This is a genomic window from Streptomyces sp. NPDC021096, assembly GCF_040641275.1.
Classification (GTDB): domain Bacteria; phylum Actinomycetota; class Actinomycetes; order Streptomycetales; family Streptomycetaceae; genus Streptomyces.
Map to the genome: position 1 here is coordinate 108,025 of NZ_JBFADG010000012.1, position 26,026 is coordinate 134,050.

General features: G+C 74.7%; 23 protein-coding genes. 10 read left to right on the forward strand and 13 right to left on the reverse strand.

Annotated features, from left to right (window positions below):
- Window position 1 precedes the first annotated feature (1 nt).
- Complete coding sequence (locus tag AB0G59_RS18080) at window positions 2–373, reverse strand: hypothetical protein (RefSeq protein WP_360912666.1); 372 nt, start codon at window positions 371–373, stop codon at window positions 2–4.
- A gap of 195 nt (window positions 374–568) precedes the next feature.
- Here AB0G59_RS18080 and AB0G59_RS18085 point away from each other — a divergent pair, with 195 nt between their 5' ends.
- From AB0G59_RS18085 to fxsA, 5 genes are all read left to right on the forward strand, one after another.
- Window positions 569–1,012, forward strand: a complete 444-nt coding sequence (locus AB0G59_RS18085; protein ID WP_030365423.1) for an Lrp/AsnC family transcriptional regulator — start codon at window positions 569–571, stop codon at window positions 1,010–1,012.
- Window positions 1,013–1,097: 85 nt separating this feature from the next.
- On the forward strand, window positions 1,098–2,744 hold the full coding sequence (locus AB0G59_RS18090) for an amidohydrolase (RefSeq protein WP_360912668.1): 1,647 nt from the start codon (window positions 1,098–1,100) through the stop codon (window positions 2,742–2,744).
- 539 nt (window positions 2,745–3,283) lie between these two features.
- Window positions 3,284–4,909: an apolipoprotein N-acyltransferase gene (gene lnt, locus AB0G59_RS18095; protein ID WP_360912670.1), complete on the forward strand. Its 1,626-nt coding sequence runs from the start codon at window positions 3,284–3,286 to the stop codon at window positions 4,907–4,909.
- Window positions 4,906–5,670, forward strand: a complete 765-nt coding sequence (locus tag AB0G59_RS18100) for a polyprenol monophosphomannose synthase (RefSeq protein ID WP_360912672.1) — start codon at window positions 4,906–4,908, stop codon at window positions 5,668–5,670. The genes lnt and AB0G59_RS18100 overlap by 4 nt, the downstream gene beginning before the upstream one ends.
- 54 nt (window positions 5,671–5,724) lie before the next feature.
- Window positions 5,725–6,288, forward strand: a complete 564-nt coding sequence (gene fxsA / locus AB0G59_RS18105; protein ID WP_360912674.1) for an FxsA family membrane protein — start codon at window positions 5,725–5,727, stop codon at window positions 6,286–6,288.
- Between the two features lie 91 nt (window positions 6,289–6,379).
- On the opposite strand, the gene AB0G59_RS18110 is transcribed toward fxsA, so the two are convergent.
- On the reverse strand, window positions 6,380–6,754 hold the full coding sequence (locus tag AB0G59_RS18110; RefSeq protein ID WP_004948858.1) for an RNA polymerase-binding protein RbpA: 375 nt from the start codon (window positions 6,752–6,754) through the stop codon (window positions 6,380–6,382).
- A 256-nt stretch (window positions 6,755–7,010) separates the two neighbouring features.
- Window positions 7,011–7,700 (reverse strand): hypothetical protein, encoded by a 690-nt coding sequence (locus tag AB0G59_RS18115; RefSeq protein WP_360912677.1) that lies wholly within the window; start codon window positions 7,698–7,700, stop codon window positions 7,011–7,013.
- 116 nt (window positions 7,701–7,816) lie between these two features.
- Between AB0G59_RS18115 and AB0G59_RS18120 the strand changes: the two genes are divergently transcribed.
- Complete coding sequence (locus tag AB0G59_RS18120) at window positions 7,817–9,322, forward strand: PLP-dependent aminotransferase family protein (protein WP_360912679.1); 1,506 nt, start codon at window positions 7,817–7,819, stop codon at window positions 9,320–9,322.
- Here AB0G59_RS18120 and AB0G59_RS18125 read toward each other — a convergent pair.
- Both AB0G59_RS18125 and AB0G59_RS18130 read right to left on the reverse strand, forming a co-directional pair.
- Window positions 9,310–10,866 (reverse strand): hypothetical protein, encoded by a 1,557-nt coding sequence (locus AB0G59_RS18125; RefSeq protein WP_360912681.1) that lies wholly within the window; start codon window positions 10,864–10,866, stop codon window positions 9,310–9,312. The two genes, AB0G59_RS18120 and AB0G59_RS18125, sit on opposite strands and share 13 nt — an antisense overlap.
- Before the next feature lie 57 nt (window positions 10,867–10,923).
- Window positions 10,924–11,118 carry a hypothetical protein gene (locus AB0G59_RS18130; RefSeq protein WP_071965316.1) on the reverse strand — a complete coding sequence of 65 codons (195 nt, stop codon included), beginning with the start codon at window positions 11,116–11,118 and terminating at the stop codon, window positions 10,924–10,926.
- A 104-nt stretch (window positions 11,119–11,222) separates the two neighbouring features.
- Between AB0G59_RS18130 and AB0G59_RS18135 the strand changes: the two genes are divergently transcribed.
- On the forward strand, window positions 11,223–11,639 hold the full coding sequence (locus tag AB0G59_RS18135) for an ankyrin repeat domain-containing protein (RefSeq protein WP_360912683.1): 417 nt from the start codon (window positions 11,223–11,225) through the stop codon (window positions 11,637–11,639).
- 118 nt (window positions 11,640–11,757) lie between these two features.
- Window positions 11,758–13,752 (forward strand): glycoside hydrolase, encoded by a 1,995-nt coding sequence (locus AB0G59_RS18140; protein ID WP_360912685.1) that lies wholly within the window; start codon window positions 11,758–11,760, stop codon window positions 13,750–13,752.
- A 2-nt stretch (window positions 13,753–13,754) separates the two neighbouring features.
- On the opposite strand, the gene AB0G59_RS18145 is transcribed toward AB0G59_RS18140, so the two are convergent.
- Window positions 13,755–15,314, reverse strand: a complete 1,560-nt coding sequence (locus AB0G59_RS18145) for an ATP-dependent DNA ligase (RefSeq protein ID WP_360912687.1) — start codon at window positions 15,312–15,314, stop codon at window positions 13,755–13,757.
- A gap of 41 nt (window positions 15,315–15,355) precedes the next feature.
- Window positions 15,356–16,972, reverse strand: a complete 1,617-nt coding sequence (locus AB0G59_RS18150) for a carboxylesterase family protein (RefSeq protein ID WP_360912689.1) — start codon at window positions 16,970–16,972, stop codon at window positions 15,356–15,358.
- 243 nt (window positions 16,973–17,215) lie between these two features.
- Here AB0G59_RS18150 and AB0G59_RS18155 point away from each other — a divergent pair, with 243 nt between their 5' ends.
- Window positions 17,216–17,551, forward strand: a complete 336-nt coding sequence (locus tag AB0G59_RS18155; protein WP_071965864.1) for a helix-turn-helix transcriptional regulator — start codon at window positions 17,216–17,218, stop codon at window positions 17,549–17,551.
- 49 nt (window positions 17,552–17,600) lie between these two features.
- Here the strand turns inward: AB0G59_RS18155 and AB0G59_RS18160 are convergent, their stop codons facing one another.
- From AB0G59_RS18160 to mdlC, 6 genes are all read right to left on the reverse strand, one after another.
- Entirely contained in the window at window positions 17,601–17,894 is a 294-nt protein-coding gene (locus AB0G59_RS18160) for a hypothetical protein (RefSeq protein ID WP_177338459.1), read from the reverse strand.
- Window positions 17,891–19,654 (reverse strand): peroxidase family protein, encoded by a 1,764-nt coding sequence (locus AB0G59_RS18165; protein WP_360912692.1) that lies wholly within the window; start codon window positions 19,652–19,654, stop codon window positions 17,891–17,893. The genes AB0G59_RS18160 and AB0G59_RS18165 overlap by 4 nt, the downstream gene beginning before the upstream one ends.
- A 33-nt stretch (window positions 19,655–19,687) precedes the next feature.
- A complete protein-coding gene (locus tag AB0G59_RS18170; protein ID WP_360912694.1) occupies window positions 19,688–21,061 on the reverse strand; it encodes a hypothetical protein in 1,374 nt (457 codons plus the stop codon).
- The gene (locus AB0G59_RS18175) at window positions 21,058–22,488 is read right to left on the reverse strand and encodes a cytochrome P450 (RefSeq protein WP_360912696.1); all 1,431 of its coding nucleotides are present in this window, start codon (window positions 22,486–22,488) and stop codon (window positions 21,058–21,060) included. Before AB0G59_RS18175 ends, AB0G59_RS18170 begins: the two co-directional genes overlap by 4 nt.
- Window positions 22,485–23,897 (reverse strand): FAD-linked oxidase C-terminal domain-containing protein, encoded by a 1,413-nt coding sequence (locus tag AB0G59_RS18180; protein ID WP_360912698.1) that lies wholly within the window; start codon window positions 23,895–23,897, stop codon window positions 22,485–22,487. The genes AB0G59_RS18175 and AB0G59_RS18180 overlap by 4 nt, the downstream gene beginning before the upstream one ends.
- A 93-nt stretch (window positions 23,898–23,990) precedes the next feature.
- On the reverse strand, window positions 23,991–25,604 hold the full coding sequence (gene mdlC, locus AB0G59_RS18185) for a benzoylformate decarboxylase (RefSeq protein ID WP_360912700.1): 1,614 nt from the start codon (window positions 25,602–25,604) through the stop codon (window positions 23,991–23,993).
- Window positions 25,605–25,771: 167 nt separating this feature from the next.
- Between mdlC and AB0G59_RS18190 the strand changes: the two genes are divergently transcribed.
- The gene (locus AB0G59_RS18190) at window positions 25,772–25,969 is read left to right on the forward strand and encodes a hypothetical protein (RefSeq protein WP_360912702.1); all 198 of its coding nucleotides are present in this window, start codon (window positions 25,772–25,774) and stop codon (window positions 25,967–25,969) included.
- Window positions 25,970–26,026: the final 57 nt, after the last annotated feature.

Sequence of the window (26,026 nt, forward strand, 5' to 3'; positions counted from 1 at the left end):
CTCAGGGCCGGCGGCGCATCTCCGGCACGCGCAGCGGGCGCGAGCCGGGCCCGCCGATGTGCGAGAACGGCTGCGTGCGCCAGTCCAGGCTCTCGGGCAGGGTGAGCAGCATCGCCGCGTCCAGACCCTGCGCGGTCAGCGACTCGTCGGCCGCGGAGGCGTCCTCCATGCCGCGCCCCGAGCCCGGGCACACCGTGAGCCCGAAGGGGTTCCACGGCGACGGGCAGAGCGCGTGCTCCGGCAGTACGTCCTCGTCGGCGAGCAGCGCGATGGGCCGTGCGCAGTCCGGGCACGTCACCCGGAACATCTCGTAGGTCTCGAAGTCGTACGGGCTGCCGTCGCCGTCGTTCTCCAGGCGTTCCAGGCTGGGCATAGTGTTTTTCCCCCTCGGATGGGCCGGCCAGGCACCTCGGCCTCGGCCACAGCAAGCACTTCCCTCGTGGAGAGTCGGGTAATCGCCGCGTACGGGAGGACACGGGTGCATACCTGTGGTGTTTGTCACATACGCAGTGCGCCTGCGGCGCCGTCGGCTGTCCTGGACACGCAGGGACGCAGTAGGTTGACCCATGTGGAGGAGTTGGACAGAGAAATCGTGGAACTGCTCGTCAAGGACGGGCGGATGAGCTACACCGACCTGGGCAAGGCCACGGGCCTGTCCACTTCGGCGGTGCACCAGCGTGTGCGCCGGCTCGAACAGCGGGGCGTCATCCGCGGATACGCGGCGGTCGTCGACCCCGAGGCCGTCGGGCTGCCCCTGACCGCGTTCATCTCGGTCAAGCCCTTCGACCCCAGCGCCCCCGACGACATCGCCGACCGGCTCGCCGAGATCCCCGAGATCGAGGCCTGCCACAGCGTCGCCGGCGACGAGAACTACATCCTCAAGGTGCGCGTCGCCACGCCCCTGGAGCTGGAACACCTGCTGGCCCGCATCCGCTCGCTGGCGGGCGTCTCGACCCGCACCACGATCGTGCTGTCCACCCCCTACGAGGCGCGGCCGCCGAGAGTCGGCTGAGGCGGGCCGTTCGCCGGCTCCTCCCACGCGCGGGGGAGCGGGCCCGGTTTCGGGAAGTGGCGGCACGGGGGCCACACTGATCCCCATGAGCGAGCGCACCGCCTTCCAGGACCAGCCGCACCGTACCGTTCTGCTGCGGAACGGCACCGTGCACAGCCCCGCGGACCCCTTCGCCACCGCCATGGTGGTCGAGAACGGCCACATCGCCTGGGTCGGTTCCGAGGGCGCCGCGGACTCCTTCGCCGACGGCGTCGACGACGTCGTCAACCTCGAAGGGGCGCTCGTCACCCCCGCGTTCACCGACGCGCACGTGCACACCACCGCCACCGGCCTCGCGCTGACCGGCCTCGACCTCACCGGCGTCGCCACGCTCGCCGACGCCCTCGAGCGCATCCGCGCCCACGCCGCCTCCCGCCCCGCCGACCGGGTCATCCTCGGGCACGGCTGGGACGCCAGCGCCTGGCCCGAGCGGCGGCCCCCCTCCCGCCGGGAGCTCGACGAGGCCACCGGCGGCCGGGCGCTCTACCTCACCCGCTCCGACGTCCACTCCGCCGTCGTCACCACCGCCCTGCTCGACCTCGTGCCCCGCGCCCGTGAGATCAGCGGATACGCCGCCGACGCGCCCCTGACCGGCCCGGCCCACCACGCCGTGCGCGCCGCCGCGTACGACAGCGTCACCCCCGCGCAGCGCACCGAGGCGCAGCGCGCCGCGCTCGCCCGCGCGGCCTCGCTCGGCATCGGCTCCCTCCACGAGTGCGCCGGGCCCGAGATCTCCAGCGCCGACGACCTCACCGGGCTGCTGAGCCTGGCCGCCGCGGAGGCCGGCCCCCGCGTGACCGGCTACTGGGCCGAGGCGCTCACCTCCGTCGAGGGCGCCGGGCGGGTCCGCGAACTCGGCGCGATCGGCGCGGCCGGCGACCTGTTCGTCGACGGCTCGCTCGGCTCCCACACCGCCTGCCTCCACGAGCCGTACGCGGACGCCGCCGGGCAGCACGGCGTCGCCCACCTCGACGCCGGGGCCATCGGCGCCCACGTCATCGCCTGCACCGAGGCCGGCATCCAGGCCGGCTTCCACGCCATCGGCGACGCCGCGCTCTCGGCCGTCGTCGAGGGCGTGCGCACCGCCGCCGACAAGCTCGGCCTCGCCCGCGTCCGCGCCGCCCGGCACCGCGTCGAGCACGCCGAGATGCTCAGCCCCGAGCTCATCGCCGCCTTCGCCGAACTCGCCCTGACCGCCTCCGTCCAGCCCGCCTTCGACGCGGCCTGGGGCGGCGAGGAGGCCATGTACGCCCGGCGCCTGGGCCCCGAGCGCGCCCGCACCCTCAACCCGTACGCGGCGCTGCTGCGCGCCGGCGTCCCGCTCGCCCTCGGCTCCGACAGCCCCGTCACGCCCCTGGACCCCTGGGGCACGGTCCGCGCCGCCGCCTTCCACCGCACGCCCGAGCACCGCATCTCGGTCCGGGCCGCGTTCACCGCGCACACCCGTGGCGGCTGGCGGGCCATCGGCCGGGACGACGCGGGCATCCTGGTGCCGGGCGCGCCCGCCGACTACGCCCTGTGGCGCACCGGCGACCTCGTCGTCCAGGTCCCCGACACCCGGGTCGCCAACTGGTCCACCGACCCCCGCTCGGGCACGCCGGGCCTGCCCGAGCTCATTCCGGGGGGCCCGCTGCCGGTCTGCCTGCGGACCGTCGTGGGCGGCCACACGGTGCATGCGGGCCCGAACGAGTGACGCGTCAAGATCGGCGTACCGCCGAACGACGTGCCGCGGCCGGTCGCCGCCCTGCGTCATCTGCCGTACTGACCTGCTGATTTGAAAGAGGCACGCAGGTCGCGAGGGTGTTGACACGGTCCGGGCGGCGGCGGGTAGGTTCTCCGCTGTCCACCACAGGACGTCCGACCGGTGAATCTCCACGCAGTCGTCGAGCGCCGCTGGGCCATGGGGCGGGGTGCCGAGCAGGCGCGCCGCCACTGGGAGCCAGGTCCAGCGCACGGGGGCGAGGGAAGGTTCCGCCGGGCCGGCAGGTGCGACCCGGGTGGGGCCCGGACGTTCAGTAGACAACGGCTCTCGGTCGACCCGCAGCCAGCGGATCCCAGGTCGGTACGAAGGACACCGGGCCCCCATTCCGCCCTTTCCGCCCCCTCGCGAGATCGCCCGGCCACCCGCCGGGCCGCGGCGCGCCCGGAGCGAGGTACGGTCAGCTGATACCCCGAAAGCTCCAGGAAGGCGCGACCGTGCCCCCGGGTCCCGAAACCACCCCAGAAGCCGCAGTGAGCCCGTCGGCGGCCGACAGCGTGCCCTCCCGACCGGCCGATGCGGCGCGCCCCGGACGGGCCGTGCGCCTGGCCCGGCTCGCCCGCCGCGAGGCGCCCCGAACGGCCCTGGCCGCCGCCGGCGGCCTCGCCCTGGCCGCGGCTTTCCCGCCGTACGGCCTGTGGCCGCTGTCGGTCGTCGCCGTGGCCGTGCTCGCCCTGCTGACCCGCGGGCGCACCGCGCGGCAGGGCGCCTGGAGCGGCTTCGCCTTCGCGCTGCCGTTCTTCTTCGTCCTGCTGCGCTGGCTGCACGTGGTCGGCTACGACGCGGTGCTGGGCCTGTCCGTCGTCGAGGCGCTGTTCGTGGCCGCGCTCGGCGCGGGCCTGGCGGTGAGCTCGCGGCTGCCCGGGTGGCCGCTGTGGGGCGCCTGCCTGTGGATCACACAGGAGTGGGCGCGTGACCGGGTGCCGTTCGGCGGCTTCCCCTGGGGACGGCTCGCCTTCGCCAACACCGGCTCCCCCTTCACCCCCCTCGCCGCCCTCGGCGGGGCGCCGCTGGTGACCTTCGGGGTGGCTCTGGCCGGTTCCCTGCTGGCCTACGGGGCGGTCGCCGCGTACCGGCTGCGGACGGGCCCGTGGAGCCCGCGGGCGGCGCTGCCGGGCGTGGGAGCCCTGGGGCTGGCCGCGGCCGTGCTCGTGGCCGGGTACGCCGTCCCGGTGCCCACCAAGGGCGACGACACGGTGGACATCGCCATCGTGCAGGGCAACGTCGAGAAGCCCGGCATGGACTTCCTCGGCCGTCCGCTGATGGTCCTCAACAACCACGTGGACGCCACCCTCGAGCTGGCCCGGGACATCCAGGCGGGCAAGAAGAAGCGGCCCGACCTGGTCATCTGGCCGGAGAACTCCTCCGACCTCGACCCGTTCCAGTACCCCCAGGCCCGCGACCGGATCGAGGAGGCGGTACGGGCCGTCGGCGTACCGGTCCTGGTCGGCGCCCTCATAGACCACCCGGGCAAGCAGGGCTACATCGACAACAAGGGCATCGTCTGGGACCCGAGGAGCGGTCCGGGCGCCTCGTACGCCAAGCAGCACCCGGTGCCCTTCGGCGAGTACGTGCCCTTCCGGGACCAGCTGAGCAAGGTCATCACCCGGCTCCAGCGCGTCCCCCGCGACTTCTACCCCGGCGACCACACCGGTGTGCTGCAGCTCGGCCCGGCCCGCCTCGGTGACGTCATCTGCTTCGAGGTCGCCTACGACGAGATCGTCCGCGACACCGTCAAGGCCGGCGCCCGGGCCCTGGTCGTCCAGACCAACAACGCCACCTACGGCCGCACCGGCCAGCCCGAGCAGCAGCTGGCGATGTCCCGGCTGCGGGCCGTGGAGCACGGCCGGGCCGTGGTGACCGCCGCGACGAGCGGCATCAGCGCGGTGGTCTCCCCCGACGGCAGGGTGCTGCAGCGCAGCGAGGAGTTCACCCGGGACGTGATCACCGCGAGCATCCCGCTGCGGGACGGGACGACCGTCGCGGACCGCGCCGGTGCGGCTCCCGAATGGGTGCTCGCTATGGTGGGCCTTCTGTCCTGCGCGGCCGCAGTCCTGATCGGCCGCCGGGGACGTCCTGACAAGGAGGGGCAGAAGTGAACGACGATGGTCAGCGGAGATATGGTCCGCTCGGCACGACCTTGGTGATCATCCCGACCTACAACGAGGCGGAGAACATCAAGTCCATCGTCGCGCGGGTGCGCGAGGCGGTACCGGAGGCGCACGTCCTCGTCGCCGACGACAACAGCCCCGACGGCACCGGAAAGCTCGCCGACGAGATGGCGGCGGAGGACGAGCACGTCAAGGTGCTGCACCGCAAGGGCAAGGAAGGGCTCGGCGCCGCCTATCTGGCGGGCTTCCGCTGGGGCCTGGACCACGGCTACGGCGTGCTGGTGGAGATGGACGCCGACGGCTCCCACCAGCCCGAGGAGCTGCCCCGGCTGCTCACCGCGCTCAAGAGCGCCGACCTGGTGCTCGGCTCCCGCTGGGTGCCGGGCGGCCGGGTGGTGAACTGGCCGCGCTACCGCGAGTTCCTCTCCCGCGGCGGCTCCACCTACTCGCGCCTGATGCTCGACGTGCCGATCCGTGACGTGACCGGCGGCTACCGTGCCTTCCGGCGCGAGACGCTGGAGGGGCTGGGCATGGAGGAGGTGGCCTCCCAGGGCTACTGCTTCCAGGTCGACCTGGCCTGGCGCGCGGTCAAGGCGGGCTTCCACGTCGTGGAGGTCCCCATCACCTTCGTCGAGCGCGAGCTGGGCGACAGCAAGATGAGCCGTGACATCGTCGCCGAGGCCCTGTGGCGGGTCACGTCCTGGGGGCTGGGCTCCCGGGCCTCCAAGGCGCTGGGCCGGGACCAGTAAGGTCCCCATAAGCCCGCTCCGGCCGTTCCGCCACCCTCCGGGCACACTTGAGGCATGACGTTCGGAGCGCAGCAGCAGACGTTGAACAGCCGGCCGCCCAAGCGCGGCCGTGCCCGCCGGCTCATCCCCCTGGCCGTGGCCGCGTGGGCGGTCCTGGAGATCTGGCTCCTGACCCTGGTGGCCGGTGCGGCGGGCGGCTGGACGGTCTTCGCCCTGCTGGCCGGCGGCGTGGTCGCCGGATCGTATGTGATCAAGCGGGCGGGCCGGCGGGCCTGGCAGCGCCTGACCCAGTCCCTGCAGACGCCCGGGGCGGCCCCCGCGCCGGAGACGGGCGGCGGCAACGCCCTGACGATGCTGGGCGGCCTGCTGCTGATGGTGCCGGGCCTGCTCTCCGACGTGGCCGGGCTGCTGTGCCTCTTCCCGCCGACCCGGGCGCTGCTGCGCAGGACGGTGGGGCGCCGGTTGGAGCGCGCGGGCGGCGCCGGCCCGGGGAGCCTGGGCGAGGCGTTCCGCCAGGCGCGCGCCGGTCAGGGCGGCGGCACGGTGGTCCAGGGCGAGGTCGTCCGCGACGACGAGCCGCCCGCGCCGCGCCCCGGCGGACCCCAGCTGCCGAGGTAGCCGGCGGTCCCCGTACGGATGCGACAAAGGGCCCGGGCCACTGCGTGAGCAGTGGCCCGGGCCCTTTGTCGTGCTGGTGGTGCTTCCGCCGTCAGGCGGACTTGCGCGTGTCCCGCGGGTGCACGGCAATGTTCATGGCACCGGAGCGCAGGACGGCCAGCCTCTCGGCCAGCACCTCCTCGAGCTCCTCGCGGGTACGCCGCTCCATGAGCATGTCCCAGTGCGTACGCGCGGGCTTGCCCTTCTTCTCCTCCGGCCCATCGCCGTCCACAAGGAGTGCCACGGCGCCGCACGCCTTGCACTCCCACTCCGGCGGAATCTCCGCCTCTACCGAGAACGGCATCTCGAATCGATGGCCGTTCGGGCATGCGTACTCCACCGCCTGGCGCGGTGCCAGATCGATGCCGCGGTCGGTCTCGTAGCTGGTAACCACAAGTCGCGTGCCGCGGAGAGCTCGCTCACTCATGAATCGTGCCTCCCGGGCTTGTCGCCCACAGGACAGGTGTCGCTGTCGTCGTCATCCGGTCAACGTCCGGTCGGCGGTGAAGATTCCCCGTTGAGGGACATGCGTCGCCCGTCGTGCCGCCCCTTGTTGTACCCACCAGCGCCCGTTTTGTCACATCTGACAACAGATGTCACCCTGTGTTTCTGCTGCTTGAGCGCGCAGTAACGGTCCGTCCGGTGGGTCAGAGGCGTACACTACCGGCCCGCTTGGTTCACGCCTAAACCGGGTCCGGGCATTCGCGGACAGGCGTGGTCGGAAGCGCCACTTCCGGTACCTTCGGGCGCTCCTCCGGCGCCTGCGGGAGCCCCTTCTCGGGCAGGGCGAAGACCCGCAGGAAGAACTGTGCCAGCGGGCCTATGCCCACCGCGTAGAGCACCGTGCCGACGCCCACCGAGCCGCCCAGCGCGAAGCCGGTCGCCAGCACCACGACCTCGATGCAGGTCCGCACCAGCCGCACCGAGCGCCCCGTACGGCGGTGCAGCCCGGTCATCAGGCCGTCGCGCGGCCCCGTCCCGAAGCGGGGCGAGATGTAGAGGCCGGTCGCCACCCCGCAGAGCACTATGGAGAACAGCAGCAGCGGGATCCGCACCCACAGGGAGGTGGGGGCGGGCGTCAGGCTCAGCGTGGCGTCGATCACCAGACCGATCAGCAGCACGTTCGAGAGCGTGCCGAGCCCGGGGCGCTGTCGCAGCGGGATCCACAGCAGCAGCACCGCCGCGCCCACCACGATCGTGGCGGTGCCGATCGACATGCCGGTGTGGCGGGAGATGCCCTGATTGAGCACGTCCCACGGCGCCAGCCCGAGGCCCGCCCGCAGCTGCAGGGCGGAACTGACCCCGTACAGCACGACCCCGCCGTACAGCTGGACGAGACGGCGGGTGAGACCTGATCCCCGATGCGCGGACAAAGAAATCCTCCCCTTGCGATGGTGCAGTGGTGGTGCGAGTGGCATGTCGCGTGACAGTCTGTGGACTGGGCCTGGCGAAGATCCATGGCCAATCCCGGGAAGGTGGACTGCAAGCGATGACTCAGTGGACCTCTTCGGTGGGGGCGCCCCAACTGGCACGCCTCCTCGGTTCGCAGCACGAGCGCGCCCTGGTGACGTCGCTCGGCTCCCGCCGGACGCCCGCCTACCGCTCCCTCGCGGACGGCGTCCGGCTGCTCGTCCTGGAGGGCCGCGTCCCCGTGGCCGCCCGGCTGCCCGCCGAACGGGAGCTGGCCGCCGCCCTCTCCGTCAGCCGCACCACCGTCGCCGCCGCCTACGAGGCGCTGCGCGGCGAGGGCTTCCTGGAGTCCCGCCGCGGCGCGGGCAGCTGGACCGCCATGCCCGCCGGCAGCCCGCTGCCCACCCGCGCCCTCGATCCGCTGCCCCCGGAGGCCGCCGGCTCGGTCATCGACCTCGGCTGCGCCGCCCTGACGGCCCCCGAACCCTGGCTGACCCGCGCCTTCCAGGGTGCCCTGGAGGAGCTGCCGCCCTACGCCCACACCCACGGCGACTACCCGGCCGGCCTGCCCGCCCTGCGCGAGGCCCTCGCCGACCGCTACACCGCCCGCGGCATCCCCACCATGCCCGAACAGATCATGGTCACCACCGGTGCCATGGGCGCCGTCGCCGCCATCTGCCGGCTCATGGCCGGGCGCGGCGAGCGCGTCGCCGTCGAGTCGCCCTCCTACGCCAACGTCCTGCAGCTCATGCGCGAGGCCGGCGCCCGGCTCGTGCCCGTCGCGATGGCCGACCGGCTCGCCGGCTGGGACCTGCCCGCCTGGCGCCAGGTACTGCGCGACGCCGCACCGCGCATGGCCTACGTCATCGCCGACTTCCACAACCCCACCGGCGCCCTCGCCCCCGAGGAGCAGCGCCGGGAGCTCGTCGAGGCGGCCCGGGCGGCCGGCACCCTGCTGGTCGCCGACGAGACCATGTCCGAGCTTGTGCTGGAGGACGGCCTCGAACTGCCCCGGCCGGTCTGCGCCTTCGACCCCGCCGGCAACGCCGTCATCACCGTCGGCTCGGCCAGCAAGTCCTTCTGGGCCGGGCTGCGCATCGGCTGGGTGCGCGCCGCCCCGGACGTCATCCGCAACCTCGTCGCCGCCCGCGCCTACGCCGACCTGGGCACCCCCGTCGTCGACCAGCTCGCCGTCTCCTGGCTGCTGAACACCGGAGGCTGGGACTCCGCCCTGGCCCTGCGGCGCGCCCAGACCCGCGAGAACCGCGACGCTGTCGTCGCCGCGCTCCGCCGCCACGTACCCGACTGGGAGTTCACCGTCCCCCGCGGCGGCCTCACCCTGTGGGCGCGCACCGGCGGGCTGTCCGGCTCGCGGATCGCCGAGGCGGGGGAGCGGCTGGGGGTGCGGGTGCCCTCCGGCCCGCGCTTCGGCGTCGACGGGGCCTTCGAGGGCTACGTCCGGCTGCCGTTCACCGTCGGCGAGGCGGTCGCGGAGGAGGCCGCGACGCGGCTGGCCGAGGCGGCCCGCCTGGTGGCGAGCGGCGCGACCGCCGCCGTGGAGATGCCGCGCACCTACGTGGCCTGAACCGGCAGCACCCCCTCGTCCACCGCCCGGCCCGTCACCGCGAGGATGCGCTCCGGCAGCAGGTCCAGCACCGCCTGCCGCTGCGCCTCGGAGGCGTCCTGGTCGTACGGGTCCGGGGTGGCCGGCACCTGCAGCCGGTGCACCGGCCCCGCGCCCAGCCGCGCGTACCCCCGGCCGGGCGGCACGTCCTCGGCCGGCGTGGTGTGCGGGGGCACGCCCAGCACGGCCGCCACGTCCTCGGGCGCGAGCGCGCCCAGCACCACCCGGGCGGCCGTCCGGGCGAGCAGCTGCTCGCCGAGCAGCCCCGCGCCGTCGAGCTGCTCGCCCGCCACCACGGTCACCTGGGCCATGTGCCCGTGCCGCAGCGCCGTCCCGAGCAGCGCCTGCGGGTCGCGGCGGCCCTGCTCGGCCGCGAGCCGGCTCAGCGCCACGGGCCGGTCCACGACGATCCACAGCGGCCGGCGGACGTCGTCGGCCGGCGGACGCCCCAGCCGGCGGGCGTGGTGCGCGGCCGCCAGCCGCCGCTCCGTCTCGTACGACGCCCACTCCAGGGCGGCCAGCACGCCGCAGGGCGCCGATTCGACGGCCAGCACGCCCTCGCGCCCCGCCAGACAGGCGTACTCGCCCGTGCCGCCGCCGTCCACGACCAGGACGTGGCCGTGGTGCAGGGCCTGGACGGCGACCGAGCGCAGCAGGGTCGTGGTGCCGCTGCCGGGCCGGCCGAGGACGAGCAGGTGCGGCTCGGTCGAGCGCCGGCCCGTGCGCCAGACGACCGGGGGCGCGTCACGGGTGCCGCCGCCGACGGTGACCGGCAGCGTCCGCTGCACGGTGGACGGATCGGTGAAGCCCAGGACCGTCTCGCCGGGCGCGGTCACGAAGCGCTGCGCCCCGATGTCGGTGGGCAGCGGCGGCAGCGCGCTCAGGTACAGCCGGTTGGTGGCCTCGTCCCAGTCGAACCGGTACTCCCGGCCCCGCCCCGCCTTCAGGTACAGCAACTGCTCGATCCTGGCCCGGGCCTCAGGCTCGCCGTCGGTGAAGTAGCCCGGATAGCGCAGGGTCAGGGCGGCCAGTCGGCCGTGCTCGTCGAAGGCGTGCCCCTCGAAGGCCGTCTCCCGGTCGCCGCCGTGCTCGTAGAGCGGCGCCGGGTCCTGCGGGTCGGAGAAGTACGGCACCAGGGCCTCGTAGACCGCCTGCAGCCGCGCCTCCTCCGCCTCGCCCGCCTCGGCCTCCTCGGGTTCGCGCTCGCGCCCCGCCCAGGCGCCCGCCGCCATCAGGGCCGCCGCGGCGAGGGTCGGCCCGTACGGGAGCAGGGCCACGATGACCGTGCACGAGGCCAGCAGGAGCAGGGTGGGGCCGCGCCGGTCGCCGGGCATCGCCTGCCATCGGTGCCACGCCCCGGCCGCCAGGGCGCGCAGCCCGCGCGCCACGACCAGCAGCGGATGGAGCATGTCCCGGGTGTTGTCGGCGACGCTGTGCGCGAGCTCCCGGCCCTGGGCGAGCGAGGTGCGGGCGGGCAGGGTGCGGGGGAGCGATCGCCGGCCCATGCGGGCCTCCCTGGTGTCGGTGCGACAGGTGCGACAGGTGCGACGAGTGCGAACGGGCTAGAACTTGATGCCGCCCAGCAGGCTGGCGAGGCTCGCGCCGCCCGCCTTGATGCTGGGGGCGATGCCCGTTCCCGCCAGGTAGAAGCCGAACAGGGCGCACACGAGCCCGTGCGAGGCCTTCAGGTTGTCCTTGCGGAAGAAGAGAAAGACGACGACACCGAGGAGCACGACGCCCGAGATGGAGAGGATCATGGGAATCTCCTGGAACTGGGGGGCGGTCACCATGAGCCCCTCCAGCTTCACAGAAAGTACTTTTCCGGCAACTGGGGATACCCCCGTACGGAGGATGGCAGACCATGACCGGACCGACGCCCGAGTTCGAAGAGCCCGCCCACGACCCCGAGCTGCTCCAGCTCGCGGCCAAGGTCTTCGACCTGGCGCGACACGGCGACACCGATACCCTCGCCGCCTATGTGGACGCAGGAGTTCCGGTGAACCTCACCAACGACCGGGGAGACTCCCTCGTCATGCTGGCCGCCTACCACGGCCATCCGGCGACCGTCACCTCCCTGCTGGAGCGCGACGCCGACCCGAACCGGCCCAACGACCGGGGCCAGACCCCGCTGGCGGGCGCCGTCTTCAAGGGCGAGAGCGAGATCGTACGCATCCTCGTCGCCCACGGCGCCGACCCGGCCGCCGGGGAGCCGTCCGCGATCGACACCGCGGCCATGTTCGCCCGCCAGGACCTGCTCGACATCCTCCAGGGCCGCTGACGCGAGCCGGCCGGGGCCGCCGACCTCTGCAGTGACGTTTCCTCAGCGTCCTTGGTCCCGGCCGGATTTCGCTGGTCCTCCTTAGAACTCTCTTAAGGCGGACCGTTATCAACTCCTCATGCACTTCAACAACCCCAGCCGCACCGCCCGCGCCGCCGCCGTGGCGCTCGCGGTGACCATCCCGTGCGTCACGCTCGCCACGCCCGTCCACGCCGCCGACCGGAAGCCGGCCCAGGCCGTCCGCGTGCACGACCGGCTCGTCGACATCCCGCTCAAGGGCGGCACCGCCACCGTCGACACCACCACCCTGCGCGTGAGCGCCCGCACCGCCCGGGGAACCGTCGAGCTCTCCGCCCCCGCCGCGAACGCCCCCGGCACCCCCGGCGCCGTCACCACCACCGCGGACGGCGTCCGCTGGACGTACGGCGACACGGGCCTGACCGTCACCGCCCGCGCCGACCGGGGCCGCCTCCTGGTCTCCGTACGCTCCACCGGCACCGCCGACCGCACCCTGAAGTGGCCCGTCACCGGCACCGGATCCACCGCCTCCGCCCTCCAGCTGCCGCGCGGCGAAGGCCTGTCCATACCGGTGGCCGACGCCTTCTGGAACGGGCCCGACGCCGGGCTCGCCGGCAGCGACATCGCCATGGACTCCCAGCTGTCCCTGCCGCTGTGGGGCTACAGCGCCGGCGGCGTGGGCGTCAGCTACCTCGTCCCCACCGACATCGGCACCACCCTGAAGGTCACCTCCGAACAGGGCCGGCTGCGCACCACCGCCGTGCACGCCTTCTCCCGCGCCGAGGACACCACCGAGTACACCGTCGCCCTCTCCCTCACCGACGGCTCGCCCGTCGCCCCCGCCGCCGACTACCGCGCCTGGCTCCGCGAGCACGGGCAGCTCGGCAGCCTCAAGCGCAAGATCCAGGCCGTTCCGGCCAACGAGAAGCTGCTCGGCGCCTTCCACGCCTACACCTGGGGCGGGGCCCGCACAGCCGAGGGCGTCCGCAAGCTGCGCGCGCTCGGCGTGGACCGCATGTGGCTCGGCTACGACGCCGACGACCAGCCCATGACCCCGGACGCCGTCAAGGCCGCCAAGGAGGCCGGCTACCTCGTCGGCCCCTACGACTCCTTCGCCAACGGCCAGGACCCGCAGAAGTCCGACGCGCCCACCTCCGTCTGGCCGGACAAGGTCTACCCCGACTTCTGTGTCGAGCGGGCCGACGGCTCGCCCGAGCCCGGCTTCCACGACCGCGGCTGCTACCTCAGCACCGAGGCGTTCGAGAAGGCCGAGCCCACCCGCCACTACCTCGCCGACCGCACGCGCAAGATGACCGCCAACGGCGCCGACAGCTACTTCCTCGACGTCGACGCGGCCGGCGAGCTCTTCCGCGACCACAGCGCCGCCCACCCCATGACCAAGGCCCAGGACCGCGCCAACCGCCTCGCCCGCATGAAGCGCCTGGCCGACGGCGACAAGCTCGTGCTCGGCTCCGAGTCCGCGGGCGCCTGGTCCAACCAGGTCCTCGCCTACGACCACGGATCCGGCACCCCCGTCCACGACGGCCTGTGGAAGGCCCAGCGCGACAAGGAGAAGTGGGGCGGCTACACCCCCGCCAAGGCACCCGGCGTCTTCTTCAAGCCCGCCGAGCTGCCGGCCCCCGTCGCGAAGGCCATGTACGACCCCACGTACCGCGTCCCGCTGTACGAGACGGCCCTGCACGACTCCCTCGTCAACGCCGAGCGCTGGGAGCTCTCCTACGACAAGCTGCCGCGGCAGAAGACGGACCGCGCCCTGCTGGCGATGCTCTACAACACCCCGCTCAACTTCGTCATCGGAGGCGACTCCCTGGAGAAGCAGGGCAGCGAACTGGCCGCCCTGCAGAAGTACTTCTCCCCGCTGCACAGGGCGGCGGGGACCGAGGCGATGACGGACTTCCGCACGCTCACTGGTGACCGCACGGTCCAGCGCACCGTCTTCGGCGACGGGACGCTGACCGTGACGGCGAACTTCGGCACGAAGGCGTACGACGGGCTGCCGGGCGGTTGCGTCGACGCGAAGCTGAAGGGCGACAAGGAGCCGCGCCGGCTCTGCCCTTCGGACGTCAACCGGTAGGTTCAATCGCCGGGGTCCGGGGCGGAGCCCCGGCCCAGGGCCAGCACCGTCTCCACCGTGTCCGCCTCCTCGGCCCGCTTGTCCTCCCGGTACCGCACCACGCGCGCGAACCGCAGCGTCACCCCCGCCGGGTACCGGGTGGACCGCTGGAGACCGTCGAAGGCGATCTCCACCACCAGCTCCGGCCGCACCGTCACCACGAAGCCGTCGTCGCCCACCGCCAGCGACCGCAGCCGCTCGGTCTGCCACGCCAGCATCACGTCCGTCATGCCCTTGAACGTCTTGCCGAGCATCGCGAACGAGCCGTCCGCCCGCCGCGCCCCCAGGTGCAGGTTCGACAGCTTCCCCTGCCGGCGCCCGTGCCCCCACTCGACGGCCAGCACCACCAGGTCCAGGGTGTGCACCGGCTTCACCTTCAGCCACGACGCGCCCCGCCTGCCCGCGCTGTACGCCGCGTCCAGCGCCTTGACCACCACCCCCTCGTGGCCCCGCCGCAGCACCTCGGCCGCGAACTCCCGCGCCGCCGCCCGGGCCCGGTCGTCCCCCGGGTCCGCCACCACCTGCCGCCGCACCCGCAGCGGCCCGGGCACCACCTCGTCCAGCACCGCGTGGCGCTCGGCCGTGGACAGCGCCAGCAGCTCGCGGCCGTCCACGGCCAGCACGTCGAAGAAGACCGGCGACAGGGGGAGCGCCGCTCCGGCGGCCGGCACGTCGAGCCGGGAGCCGACCCGGCCCGCGACGTCCTGGAAGGGGTGCGGCCGGCCCGCCGCGTCCAGGGCGATGACCTCGCCGTCCAGCACGGCCGAGGTCACCGGCAACGCCAGCGCCGCCGAGGCCAGTTCCGGCAGCCGGCCGGTGATCTCGTCCAGCGTCCGGGTGTAGACCCGCACGTCGGGGCCGTCCCGGTGCACCTGCACACGGATGCCGTCCAGCTTCTCCTCCACCGCGCACGGGCCCAGCCGGTCCAGCGCCTCGTCGACGTCCTCGGCGCTCTGCGCCAGCATCGGCAGCACCGGCCGCCCCACCTCGAGCCGGTACCGCGCCAGTGCCCCCGGCCCCTCGGCCAGCAGTGTCCGCGCCACCGCCCCCAGCGAACCGCCCAGCATCACCGCCCGCCGCACCTCCTCCGGCGCCGCCCCCGCGGCCGCCGCCAGGCCCTCGACGGCCAGCGCGTCCAGGGCGCCCTGCCGCAGCTCGCCCCCGATCAGCCGGAGCAGGAAGTGCTGCTCGCCGGCCGTGGCCGCCGCCAGCAACGCGCCGACCAGCCGCCTGCGTTCGCCCTGCGCGCCCTTGCCCGACACAGCGGCGATCTCATCGAGGGCCCGGTCCACCTCCCGTACGGTCAGGGACGGCCCGGCGGCCGGGGCGGGCGCGTCCCGCAGGGTGCTCCAGCCGACGCCGATCCTGCGCTGCGGCAGCCGGCCCGCCAGGTAGGGGATGACGACCGGCGCGTCGTCCGGCCCGGCGTCCCGGAACAGCCCGGCCAGCAGCGCGATCTTCCCCGACCGCGCGCTCGTCGCCGCGACCTCCGCGGACACCTGCGCGACCTCGGCGAGCAGCATGCCCCCATCGTGCAACGGGACGGGGCGCCCCGCAGCGCGGGTCAGGCGCCATGGGCCGCCCAGAAGCCGCAGTGGTGCACGGCGCCGGTGTCCACCGGCCGGATCCCGCCCGGGCCGGGGCGCAGGTCCAGGGCCACCGGCGCCGTGTCCCCGGCGCCGAAGCGCGGCCAGGGCGGCCCGTCGCCCGTGGCCGGGACGCCGGTGCGGGCGAAGCCCGTCCAGTAGCCGGCCATCGTCCCCGCCAGTTCGAGCTGCGCCGCGGAGAGGGGCGGCCAGGCGTCGGAGGGGAAGAGGTAGGGGAGTTCGAAGCCGTGCGCCGCACCGTAGGGGAAGCCCTCCACGGGGGGCAGGCCGGGGTGGCGAGGGGCGTCCGGGTCGCTGAACTCGAAGCCGTACACCGGCACGTGCGCGGCCAGCGCGCGGGCGGCCCGGAAGGTGGTGCACGTGAACGTACGGTCGGTGAGGACGGTCGCCCAGGCGAGCGCCGGCGTCGGGAACGCCGCCGCCGGATAGCGCGCCTCCACCTCGCCCGCCGCGTCGCCGAAGGAATCGGCGAGCCGGGCCCGGTAGTCCCGCTCGTCGCGGACGGGGTGCGCCGCGAGGGACAGGCCCACGAAGAACCGCATCTCGTCGTGGTTCGTGCCCTGCAGCACCGGCATCCGGTGGAAACGCCCCTCCTCCAGGGCCCGGTCGGGCCTACGGGGCAGCAGCTCGCCGCCGTAGGAGAGGTGGGAGAAGGCCAGCATCAGCTCGGGCGTCGCCAGCCTCTCCGCCGGCAGCGCGCGCAGACAGCGCAGCGCCGACGCCGCGTCCGTGCACCCCAGCCGCCGGGCCGCGGCCGCGCCCGCCGCGCTCGTCTCCTGCTGCGACGGCCAGGACGCCTGCTGCGGCGAGCCGGGGACGGTGCTGCCCCGCGGGAAGGAGGTCATGCACGAACCGCTCTGCAGGGCCGCCTTGTGGAAGAGGCCCGCAGCGCCCGGCGAGGTGAGCAGGGCGCAGGTGCTCAGGGCGCCCGCCGACTCCCCGAAGACGGTCACGTCGCGCGGGTCGCCGCCGAAGCGGGCCGCGTTGGCCCGTACCCAGCGCAGCGCCGCCCGCTGGTCGGCGAGCGTGAAGTCGGGCGCCCCGCCCAGCTCCGGGTGGCCGAACAGACCGAAGACGCCCAGCCGGTAGTTGAGGGTCACGACCACGACGTCGCCGCGCGCCACCAGCCGCCGCGCGTTGTAGGGGTCGCCCGCGCCGGCGATGAAGGCGCCGCCGTGCAGCCAGACCATGACGGGGCGGCCCCGGGCGGGCGCGGGGCCGGTAGGTGCGGTGACGTTGAGGTAGAGGCAGTCCTCGGAACCGGCGCCGCCCGCGCCGAGGAACGGCAGCTGGACGCAGCGGGGGCCGGGGCGGGTGGCGTCCCGGACCTCCGCCCAGCGGCGGGCCGGCACGGGCGCCCGCCAGCGCAGGGGCCCGGTCGGCGGCTGGGCGTAGGGGATGCCCTCGTAGGTGGCGTAGGAACCGTGGGCCGTGCCGCGGACGGGGCCGCGGTCGGTGGTGACGACGGGCGCCGCGTCCGCCGCCGAGGCGGTGGGGGAGGTGACGAGCGGGCCCAGGGCCAGCAGGAGCGCGCCGAGCACACCACCGCGGCGCAGGAGACGGGTGAGCACCATGGCCGATGGCTACCCAGGGGTTCCACCCCGCATCCGCGCGCCGCCTGCCGCCCGCTGCGGGGAGGGCGTGGGCGGCCGGGAGCTTGCATATCCGGTCGCTTCCTCCTCCGACGCGGCCATCCGGAGTCACGGTGGGTGATGTCGCGCACACTTAGTGGAAGTGTCGTAACCGGCCGGTGTCGCGGCGGGTTGACGCACCGGCACCGCAGGATCGACGACGCAGGACGGAGCAGTGGTTCAGCCATGAGCAAGCGCCAGAAGGGCCGCCGACACCGCAGGGTCAACCGCACCCCACGCCCGGTGGGTTCGACCCGCCCGTCCGCGGTGCGGCACGAGCCGCGCCCGGATTCCCGGCCCGAGCCGAGGCCGCTGACCGGCCTCGGCCGCCACGAGGCCCGCACCTTCGACGGGCTGCGGGCCCTCGGCGCCGGGGGAGCCTCCGTCGACGAGCTGTGCGCGGCGGTGGGCTACCAGGCGCGCACGATTCTCAAGCACGTCAACGGCCTCGCAGAGCACGGCCTGGCCGAGCTGCGCGGCGAGCGCTGGTACGCCACCGAGGGGCAGCCCGCGAGCCGCTGACGCACCGGCGCACCGGGCCGGGGGCGTGAGCGCCCCGGCCCGGTGGCCGTCAGCCGATGTGCGTCGCGCCCCCGTGCTCGCGCCGCCTGCGCGCGAGGACCCCGAGCACGGCCTCGTGGCCGAAGAGGGCGTCGGCCGCCCGTTCCAGCGAGCGGGCGGCGTTCTCCGCCCGCTCGGCGTGCGTGAGGATTCGCTCCCGCAGGGCCGCCCCCTCCGGGCCCGGCAGCGTCACCGCCTCGGCACCCGCCCGCAGCCGCCCGGCCTGCTCGCGCAGCCGGCCCGCCCTCTCCCGCACCGGCCCCGACCAGGGCGCTTCGCCGGCGGCCCCGGCTCGGCCCCTCACCTCGGCCCCCGCCAGGGCGCGAACGCGTTGCGCATGCCCTCCAGGGCAGGGGCGAGTTCCGGGTGGTGGCGCAGCAGCACGTCCCGCATGCTCGTGCGGTCGACCCACTCCAGGCCCTCCGCCGTATAGACCTCCGGCCGGTAGTCGGTGGTGAAGAAGCGGTCGCTCTTCAGCCGCCGGGACGCCATCAGCACGAACACCCGGAACGCCGTGTCGCTGAACGCGAAGCCCCGCGGCCTGGGTTCGGCGTACATGCCGACCATGGTGTCCACGCGCTCCAGGCGCCCGTCGTAGACCTCCTTCAGCTCCCCGGCCAGCTTGGCGTCGCCGCCGGTCAGCTCCTCGAAGCCGCTCACCGGCGGCCGGTGCAGCGCCGCCCGGAACGCGGTGTAGCGGGGCACCCCGCGCTCCCGGTCGCGCAGGACGTCCACCGTGCCCACGTCGACGCGCTCCCCGGACACCCGCGCCAGGTCGCGCAGGCAGTCGGGATGGTTGTGCAGGGTGATGGCGCCGGGATGCATGGTGCCGAAGGAGTACAGCAGGTCGGCCAGGCCCCAGTGGTCCACCGCCTTGCGGGTGGCCAGCGCCTGCAACGGCTCGAAGCCCGTGACCTCGATCAGCTCGCCCGTGCGGTGCGAGCGGATCTCGTACTCGTCGCGGATCAGCGGATGCAGCCGGTAGGAGGTGACGAACTCCTCCGTCATCGAGTACGGCGCCGCATGGTGCCCGGTGGGGGAGCCCAGGATGCCGAACAGGGCCTCGCCCTTGCCGAAGCGCCCCACCCGGCGGCGCAGCCGCGCGGGCAGTACGCCGTACCAGTTGAGGTGCATCGCCGCACGCGTCACCGGCTGGTCGATGACGGCCGGCGTCCACTCCACCGTATGGATCTTCGCCATGACGGCGGCGTTGACCAGCCGCGCCGTCTGGAAGAGCCGCTCGTCGCCCCAGGTGGGGTGGACGGAGGCGATGCGGTCGCAGATCGCGTTGTGCTCCTTGGCGAAGAGCGTGTGCAGCAGCGACAGCCCCACCCAGTAGTTGTCGTTGAAGCCGGTGGCGTCGATGCCCGACAGCCCCGCCCGCGGCTCGTCCGGCAGCCGGCCCCCCGTCAGCGCCAGCTTGCCGCCCTCGCCCGTGCGCAGCGCCCGGCACCGCTCCTCGCTCGAGCCGTAGATCTGCGAGCCGTCCCACCAGTGGGTGACGGTGTTCTCGTACGTCGGCGGCCGGCCGGGACCGGTGTGGGCGACGGGGTCGGGGCGGGAGCGGCGTACGAGCATGGGGCACTGCGGCCAGTCGTCGTCCGCGGCGAGCGGCACGTCCAGCGGCCGGTCGGTGGTGTTGTCGCCGTGGCTGAACCAGCCGTGGTTCTGGAACTGGATCCAGGCCGCCGCCAGCATGTTGAGGGTCGGCGCCGGGCGGAAGCCCGAGGTGCGGGCCAGCAACCGCCGGGAGACCTCGCGCGGGCTGGGCGCGAACAGGCCCTGCTCCTCGGCCTCGGGGAAGGTCTGCGGCAGCGCGCAGTTGCGGTCGAAGCGGGTGCCCGCCCGGCCCATGTCCGCATCGCGCGGGTCGTAGCCCGAGCCGTCGTAGCTGCGGTGGGGCAACAGGCCGGGGCTCGGCCTGCGGGGCCGCTCGCCGCCCGCGCCGTAGGTGTCGTGCAGGTTGTGGGCGCGCAGCAGCTCCCGCTGCCGTCTGAGCTCCCACAGCGCCAGGGGGAAGGGCAGCGAGTGCCACTCGCGTCGGGGCCGTGGTACCGGGGTCATCTATCGCTCTCCAGGGGGCGGGGAAGGGGAGGTTCAGCGGTCGTGGAGCCGGAGGACGACGGTCTCCTCCACCCGGCCCCGGTACGGCTCCAGCAGGGCGTCGACCCGGTCGCGGGCCGTGGGCGCCACCTCGTCGAGGCTCTGCGCGTACACGCCCGCGGAGTGGCACTGCGGGAAGTCGTGCGTGGGGTCCACCCAGGTGATCTCCAGCCAGTCCGCGGGCACCGGGAAGACCGAGACCGGGCTGCGCCCCTCCAGATTGGGCACCACGTCGTGCTCGTTGACGAGGCTGACGACGCGGGTGGCCGGGTCGAGGGGGCGCTTGAAGTCGATCGGCGAGCCCACGGCCACCACGTGGGTGAGCCGCCACCGCCGGTTGACCTCGGGCAGCTCGGCGAGGTTCATGGCCGTCAGCCCGCCCAGGCTGTGCCCGACCAGCGCGATCTGCGCCCCCTCGGGCACGGCCCGGGCCAGGCCCTTGCGGACGGCCCGGGTGTAGGGCGTGTCGTTGCGGCCCACGGCGGTGACCGCGCCGACGAGGTCCTGCGGAGTGGCGTTGCGGGGCCGCCCGAAGGCCATGCCGGGCAGCAGCACCACATGCCGGGTGACGCCGTCCGGGCCCGTCACGCGCTGGATCAGCATCCGCCCGTCGTTGCCCAGGGTCGCCACGTTCCGCAGGTGCGCGGCGATGCCGCCGCCGCGGTCCAGACGGGCCAGCAGCCCCGCGTCGGCAGGCTCCGCCTCCGCCCGGCCCGGACCGCGGTCCCAGCGGGCCCAGGCGCCGATGGCCGTGCCCAGCAGCGGATCGCCGTCGGGCCGGGTGCCCGTGACGATGTGCCAGGCCGCCGCGTCGTTGAACGGGTTCTCGTCCACCAGCGCGTTCCACGCCATCACCTCGGTCAGCGAGGGCGCGAGGCGGGCCAGGGCCCGCTCCGCGCCCTCGGCGCGCATGCTCTCCCGCAGGATCCGCAGCGCCCGCACCTGCCGGTCCGCCTCGATGGCGTCCAGCAGCCGCCGTACGGGGCCCTCCTCGGCGAACTCCGGATGCCGCACCGAGCACAGCCGGATCCGCAGCTTCAGCGAGGTCACCGCCACCGCGACGGCCAGGGACTCCCGGCCGGCGAGGACCCCGCCCAGCCACGCGGCCCGGCCCAGCGTCCCGCCGTCCGGCGCGTAGCCCAGCCCCGCGGGGGCCGTCAGGGCCCGCGCCAGGGCCCTGACGGCCCGCAGCCCGCTGCGCGGGGAGCGGCCCAGCGAGGCGGTCAGCGCCGGGTCGGTGGCCACGGCGGTCAGCGCCCGGCCCGCCTCGCGGATCTCCCCCGCCACCTCGCCCAGCGTGCGGGCCACCGCCGCGAGGGCGGCCACGTCCGGGCCCGCCTCGACACGGGTGACGCTGCCGGTGCTCACGTGCCCTCCGGGATGCGGTGGGGGCGGTAGCCGATGCGCAGCCGCGTCACGTCGAAGGTGTGCGGCAGCGGCCGCTGGGGGCTCAGCCGCACACCGGCCACCGCCAGCTCCCCGCCGCGCAGGAACTCCGCGACGAAGGAGGTGGCCAGCAGCAGCCCCAGCTCCATGCCGCTGCACTGCGCCTCGCCCCGGCTGAACGGGCTGACGGCCCAGTCCGCGTCCGCCGTGCCGTCCAGCCACCTCTCGGGCGCGAAGCGGTGGGCGTAGTCGAGGCGCTCCTCGTCGCGGGCGTGGAAGCCGGCCGGCACCAGCACGTTCATCCCGCCCGGCGCCACCGCCGAGCGCCAGCGGGTCTCCGCCGTGGTGCGCCGCATCAGGCTCGGCACCGGCGGCCACAGCCGCGCGGCGTCCTGGACGCAGGCGCGCAGGTACGGCATGTCCCCGAACCCCGCCACCGTATGGGCGCCGTGCCGCTTGTCGGCCGCCCGTACCTCCTCGACGGCCTGCCGGTAGGGCAGCGGATGGGTGGCCAGCAGCGCCAGCGTCTGCACCACGGCGGCGTGCACCACCCCCAGCGCCATGAACCAGTGGGCGACCTGCCCCTCGGGAGCGGTCTCCGGGCCCCGGGGTGCCGTGCGGAACAGCCCGGTGAGGCTGCGCGGATCGGCGTCGCACAGATAGCGGGCCTGACGCTGCATCATCTTGCGCCGGACCCGGCGGGTGCGGGCCTTGCGCCAGCGCCGTGCTCCCATCCAGTTGGCCTCGGCCAGCAGCTCGCCCAGCAGCCTTGAGAACTCCTCGTCGCCGGCCGCCGCCTCGCCCAGGAAGCAGCGCCGCCCGACGCGTTCGAGGCGCCCGCGGACCTCCTGCGCCGACAGGCCGGCCTCCGCCCGCAGGCCCAGCAGTGCCCGTGACTCCTCGCCCACGACCCGCAGGAAGTGGCCCGCGAGCCGGTGCGCGGGACAGCCCGCGTCGAGCACCGCGTCGTTGAACGCCCGGCGCGCGGTGCGCTGCCGGCCGTGCGAGGCGACCAGCGCCTCGGGCTGCACGGCCGCGAAGCCGCTCACCTTCTCCCAGGTGTCGACGGCGTACGTCTCGACCGGGCCGGCCAGCACCTGCCGGGCGTCGTCGGCGTCGAGGACGAGCAGCGTGGGCCCGGACGTGCCGCGCACCACGACCGGCCCCCGGCCGTGCCGCCGGCGCAGCTCGCGCATCAGCTCCATGCCGCGCCGGTTGGGGTCCACCGCCGCCACCAGGCGGGCCATGCCGGGGCGGGAACGGAAGACGCCCCGGAGGTAGTTGGGCAGGAAGTAGCCCAGCGTCAGCCGCAGGTTCTCGCTCCTGGACGCGGTGGGCAGGGCGGTACCGTCCTCGGGACCGGTGATCGTCCCCGTGCCGCCGCCGAACGTCTCGCTGGTCGAGGTCATGCCAGCACCTTCCCCGGGTTGAGCAGCCCCTCCGGGTCCAGCAGCCGTTTGATCTCCCGTTGCAGCCGCAGGTTGCGCGGCGGCAGCTCCCGCACCAGCCAGTCGCGCTTGAGGGTGCCCACGCCATGCTCGCCGGTGATGGTGCCGCCCAGTTCCAGGCCGGCCGCCATGATGGCGTCGTAGGCCTCCTTCGCCCGCCGCACCGCCTCGGCATCGGACCGGTCGAAGACCACCGTCGGGTGGAGGTTGCCGTCGCCCGCGTGCCCGACGGTGGCGATGAACAGCCCGTACTCCTCGGCGATCTCCTCGATCCGGTCGACCAGGAGGGCCAGCCGGTCGCGGGGCACCGCCACGTCCTCGATGAACGCCGTCACCTCGCCCGGCATCCGCCCGGCCCGGGCGCTCAGCGCCGGCATCACCATCCGGCGCGCGTCCAGCACCTGCCGGCTCTGCCCCGCGTCGGCGGCCGCCGTCACGGACAGCGCCTTCGCCTCCCGGCACAGCTCCGCCATCTCCCGCACCCGCCCGGCCGCGTCGGGGGCGTCGCTCGCCACGATCAGCGTGGCCGCGGTGGTGTCCGGGTCCCGGTCCAGCAGCGGGTGTCCCAGCGCCGCGACGGCCTCGGTCGTCGTGCGGTCCATCAGCTCCAGCGCGGACGGCACATGGCCGGCCCGGATGATCGCCCCGACGGCCGCGCCGGCGTCCGCGGTGGACGCGAACCGGGCCAGCAGCGCCAGCTCCGGCGCCCGCGGCGGCCGCAGCGCCAGCGTCGCCTCGACCACGACGCCCAAGGTCCCCTCGGACCCGACGAACAGGCGGGTCAGGTCGTAGCCCGCCACGCCCTTGACCGTGTCCCGCCCGGTGCGCAGCACCTCGCCGTCGGCCAGGACGACCGTCAGCCCGAGGACGTAGTCGGCGGTGACCCCGTACTTCACACAGCACAGCCCGCCCGCGCCGGTGGCGATGTTCCCGCCGATCGTGCAGCTCTCCCAGGAGGCCGGGTCGGGCGGGTAGCACAGCCCCTCCCCGGCGACGGCCGCCGCCAGGTCGGCGGTGATCACGCCGGGCTCGCAGCGCACCAGGCGGTTCGCGGCGTCGATCTCCAGGATGCGGTTCATCCGCACCATGGACATAACCACGCAGCCGTCCACCGCGTTCGCGGCGCCGGCCAGGCCCGTGCGGGCGCCCTGCGGCACTACGGGCACGCCGTGCGCGCGGGCGGTGCGCAGCACGTGCTGCACCTGCTCCACGCTCTCGGGCCGGACGACCACGGCGGGCAGGCCGGCCTCGCTGAAGGGGGCGGAGTCGTGGCGGTGCAGGGCGAGGTCGTCCTCGCCGGTCAGGAGCGCGTCGTCGGGCAGGCCTGCGGCCAGCGCCGCGAGCAGCGGGCTCCGGGGGGAGTCGGTCATGGGCAGCTCCATGCGGTGGGGGTCCGGAAAGAGGGCGTGGGGGAGCGGGCGCACGGCGGGGGCCGTCGTGCGCCGAAGGAGCGTTAAAGGGGGTCAGAGCGTGGGCGGCACGGTCGTGACCGGGGCCTCGATCAGCACCGGACCGTCCGGGCTGGTCGTGGCGGCGGCCACCAGCTCGGCCAGGTGCGCCGGGTCCGTGGCGCGGTGGGCGGGCACGCCGTAGCCCCGGGCGAGCGCGCACAGGTCGAGGCCGGGCAGGTCCAGGCCGGGCACGCCGGGGGTGTTCTCGAAGCGGCCGAACCACTTGAGGATGGCGTACTCGCGGTTGGCCGGGACGACGAAGGTCACCGGCACCCGGTAGGCGGCGGCCGTCCACAGCGCGGTGATCGCGTACTGGGCCGAGCCGTCGCCCACCACCGCCACCACCGGCCGTTCGGGGCGGCCCAGCTGGGCCCCGACGGCCGCCGCGAGGCCGAAGCCCAGGCCGCCGCCGGTGGTCATCAGGAAGGAGCCGGGCCGGTCGACGCGCACGTGGTCGCGGAACGCCTGGATGTTGGAGGGCGATTCGTTGACCCACACGGTGTCGGCGGGGGCCCCGCTCGCGACGGCGGCCAGCGCGATGGCCGCCGACATCGGCTCGCCGTCGGCCTCCGGTACTTCGGCCGTGCTCTCGCGCGTGGTGGCCGCCGGCTGGTCGCCGCGCTTGTCCACGAGCTCGGTGAGCAGCTCCAGCGTGGGCCGCAGCCCCGCCACCAGAGCGTCCCCGACCGGTGCGCGGGCGGCCTCGCCGGGGTCGCTGGTGAGCAGCACCAGCTCGGTGCCCTCGGGCAGCAAGGGGCCCGGGACGTAGGGGTAGTAGCGGAAGACGGGGGCGCCCACCACCAGCACCAGGTCGTGCCCGGCCAGGGTCTGGGCCAGCGGTGCGATGGCCGGGGGGAGCACGCCCTGGTAGAGGGGGTGGTTCTCGGGAAAGCCCACCCGCCCCTCGATGGGGGACGCCCACACCGGCAGCCCCCGCCGCTCGGCGAGCGCCACGGCCGCGTCCCAGGCGCCTTCCGCGTCCACCGAACCGCCGGTGATCAGCACCGGATCGCAGGCCGCCTCCAGCCGCCGGGCGAGCGCCTCGACGGCGGGGGCGTCGGCGGCCGTCAGGTCGGCGACCCGGCGGTCCGCGGCGTGCCGGGCGGCCCGCTGCCCGGCCTCGTCGAGCTCCACGTCGAAGTCGTCCATCGGCAGCGAGAGGAACACCGGCCCGCGCGGCGCGGACTCGGCGATGTGGAAAGCGCGGGCGAGGGCGGCCGGCACGTCCTGGGGGCGGGGCGGCTCGTACGCCCACTTCACGGCCGGTCGCGGCAGGAGGGTGGCGTCGGCGTTCGTCAGCATCGCCTCCATGGTCATCATGGCCCGCACCTGCTGCCCCGCCGTCACCACCATCGGGGTGTGGTTGGCCGCCGCCGTGACCAGGGCTCCCATGGCGTTGCCCACGCCGGGCGCGGTGTGCAGATTGACCAGGGCCGTGGTGCCGGTGGCCTGGGCGTATCCGTCGGCCATCCCCACGACGACGGCCTCCTGCAGGCCGAGCACGTACCGGAAGTCGGCGGGGAAGTCCTGGAGGAAGGGGAGTTCGGTGGAGCCGGGGTTGCCGAACACCGTCGTCACTCCGCGGGACCGCAACAGCTCACGCGCGGCTGCGCGTACGGTCGTCATGCCTGGCACCTCTTGGGGTCATGTGGGCCGGATGGGGGAGGGGAGCATTGCCACTTCCCGTCCGGCGAAGCCATGACACCGGAAGATCACCTGAGTATTCATCCGAGCGGGTGAATACCCCCTGGCCTGCGCCGTGTTGCCGTCGGCCGGGTCCTACCGTCGCCCGCATGCCTGACATGGATGAGATGATCCGACGAATCCGCCGGGACATGGACACGGAGCTGCGCAAGCGGGCGCGACGGGCGCTCACCACGACCGGCACCGGGGCCCGGCAGGACGCCCCCGTCCCCGCCCGGGTCCCCGCCCAGCCACCCGGCACCGCCCGCGACCCCGCCGCGGGGGCCCCGTTGACGGCGCCCGAATAGCCGCCGCCGCGCGCGGGTGGCCCCGCCGCCCGGAGCAGCGGGCGACGGGGCCGGGGC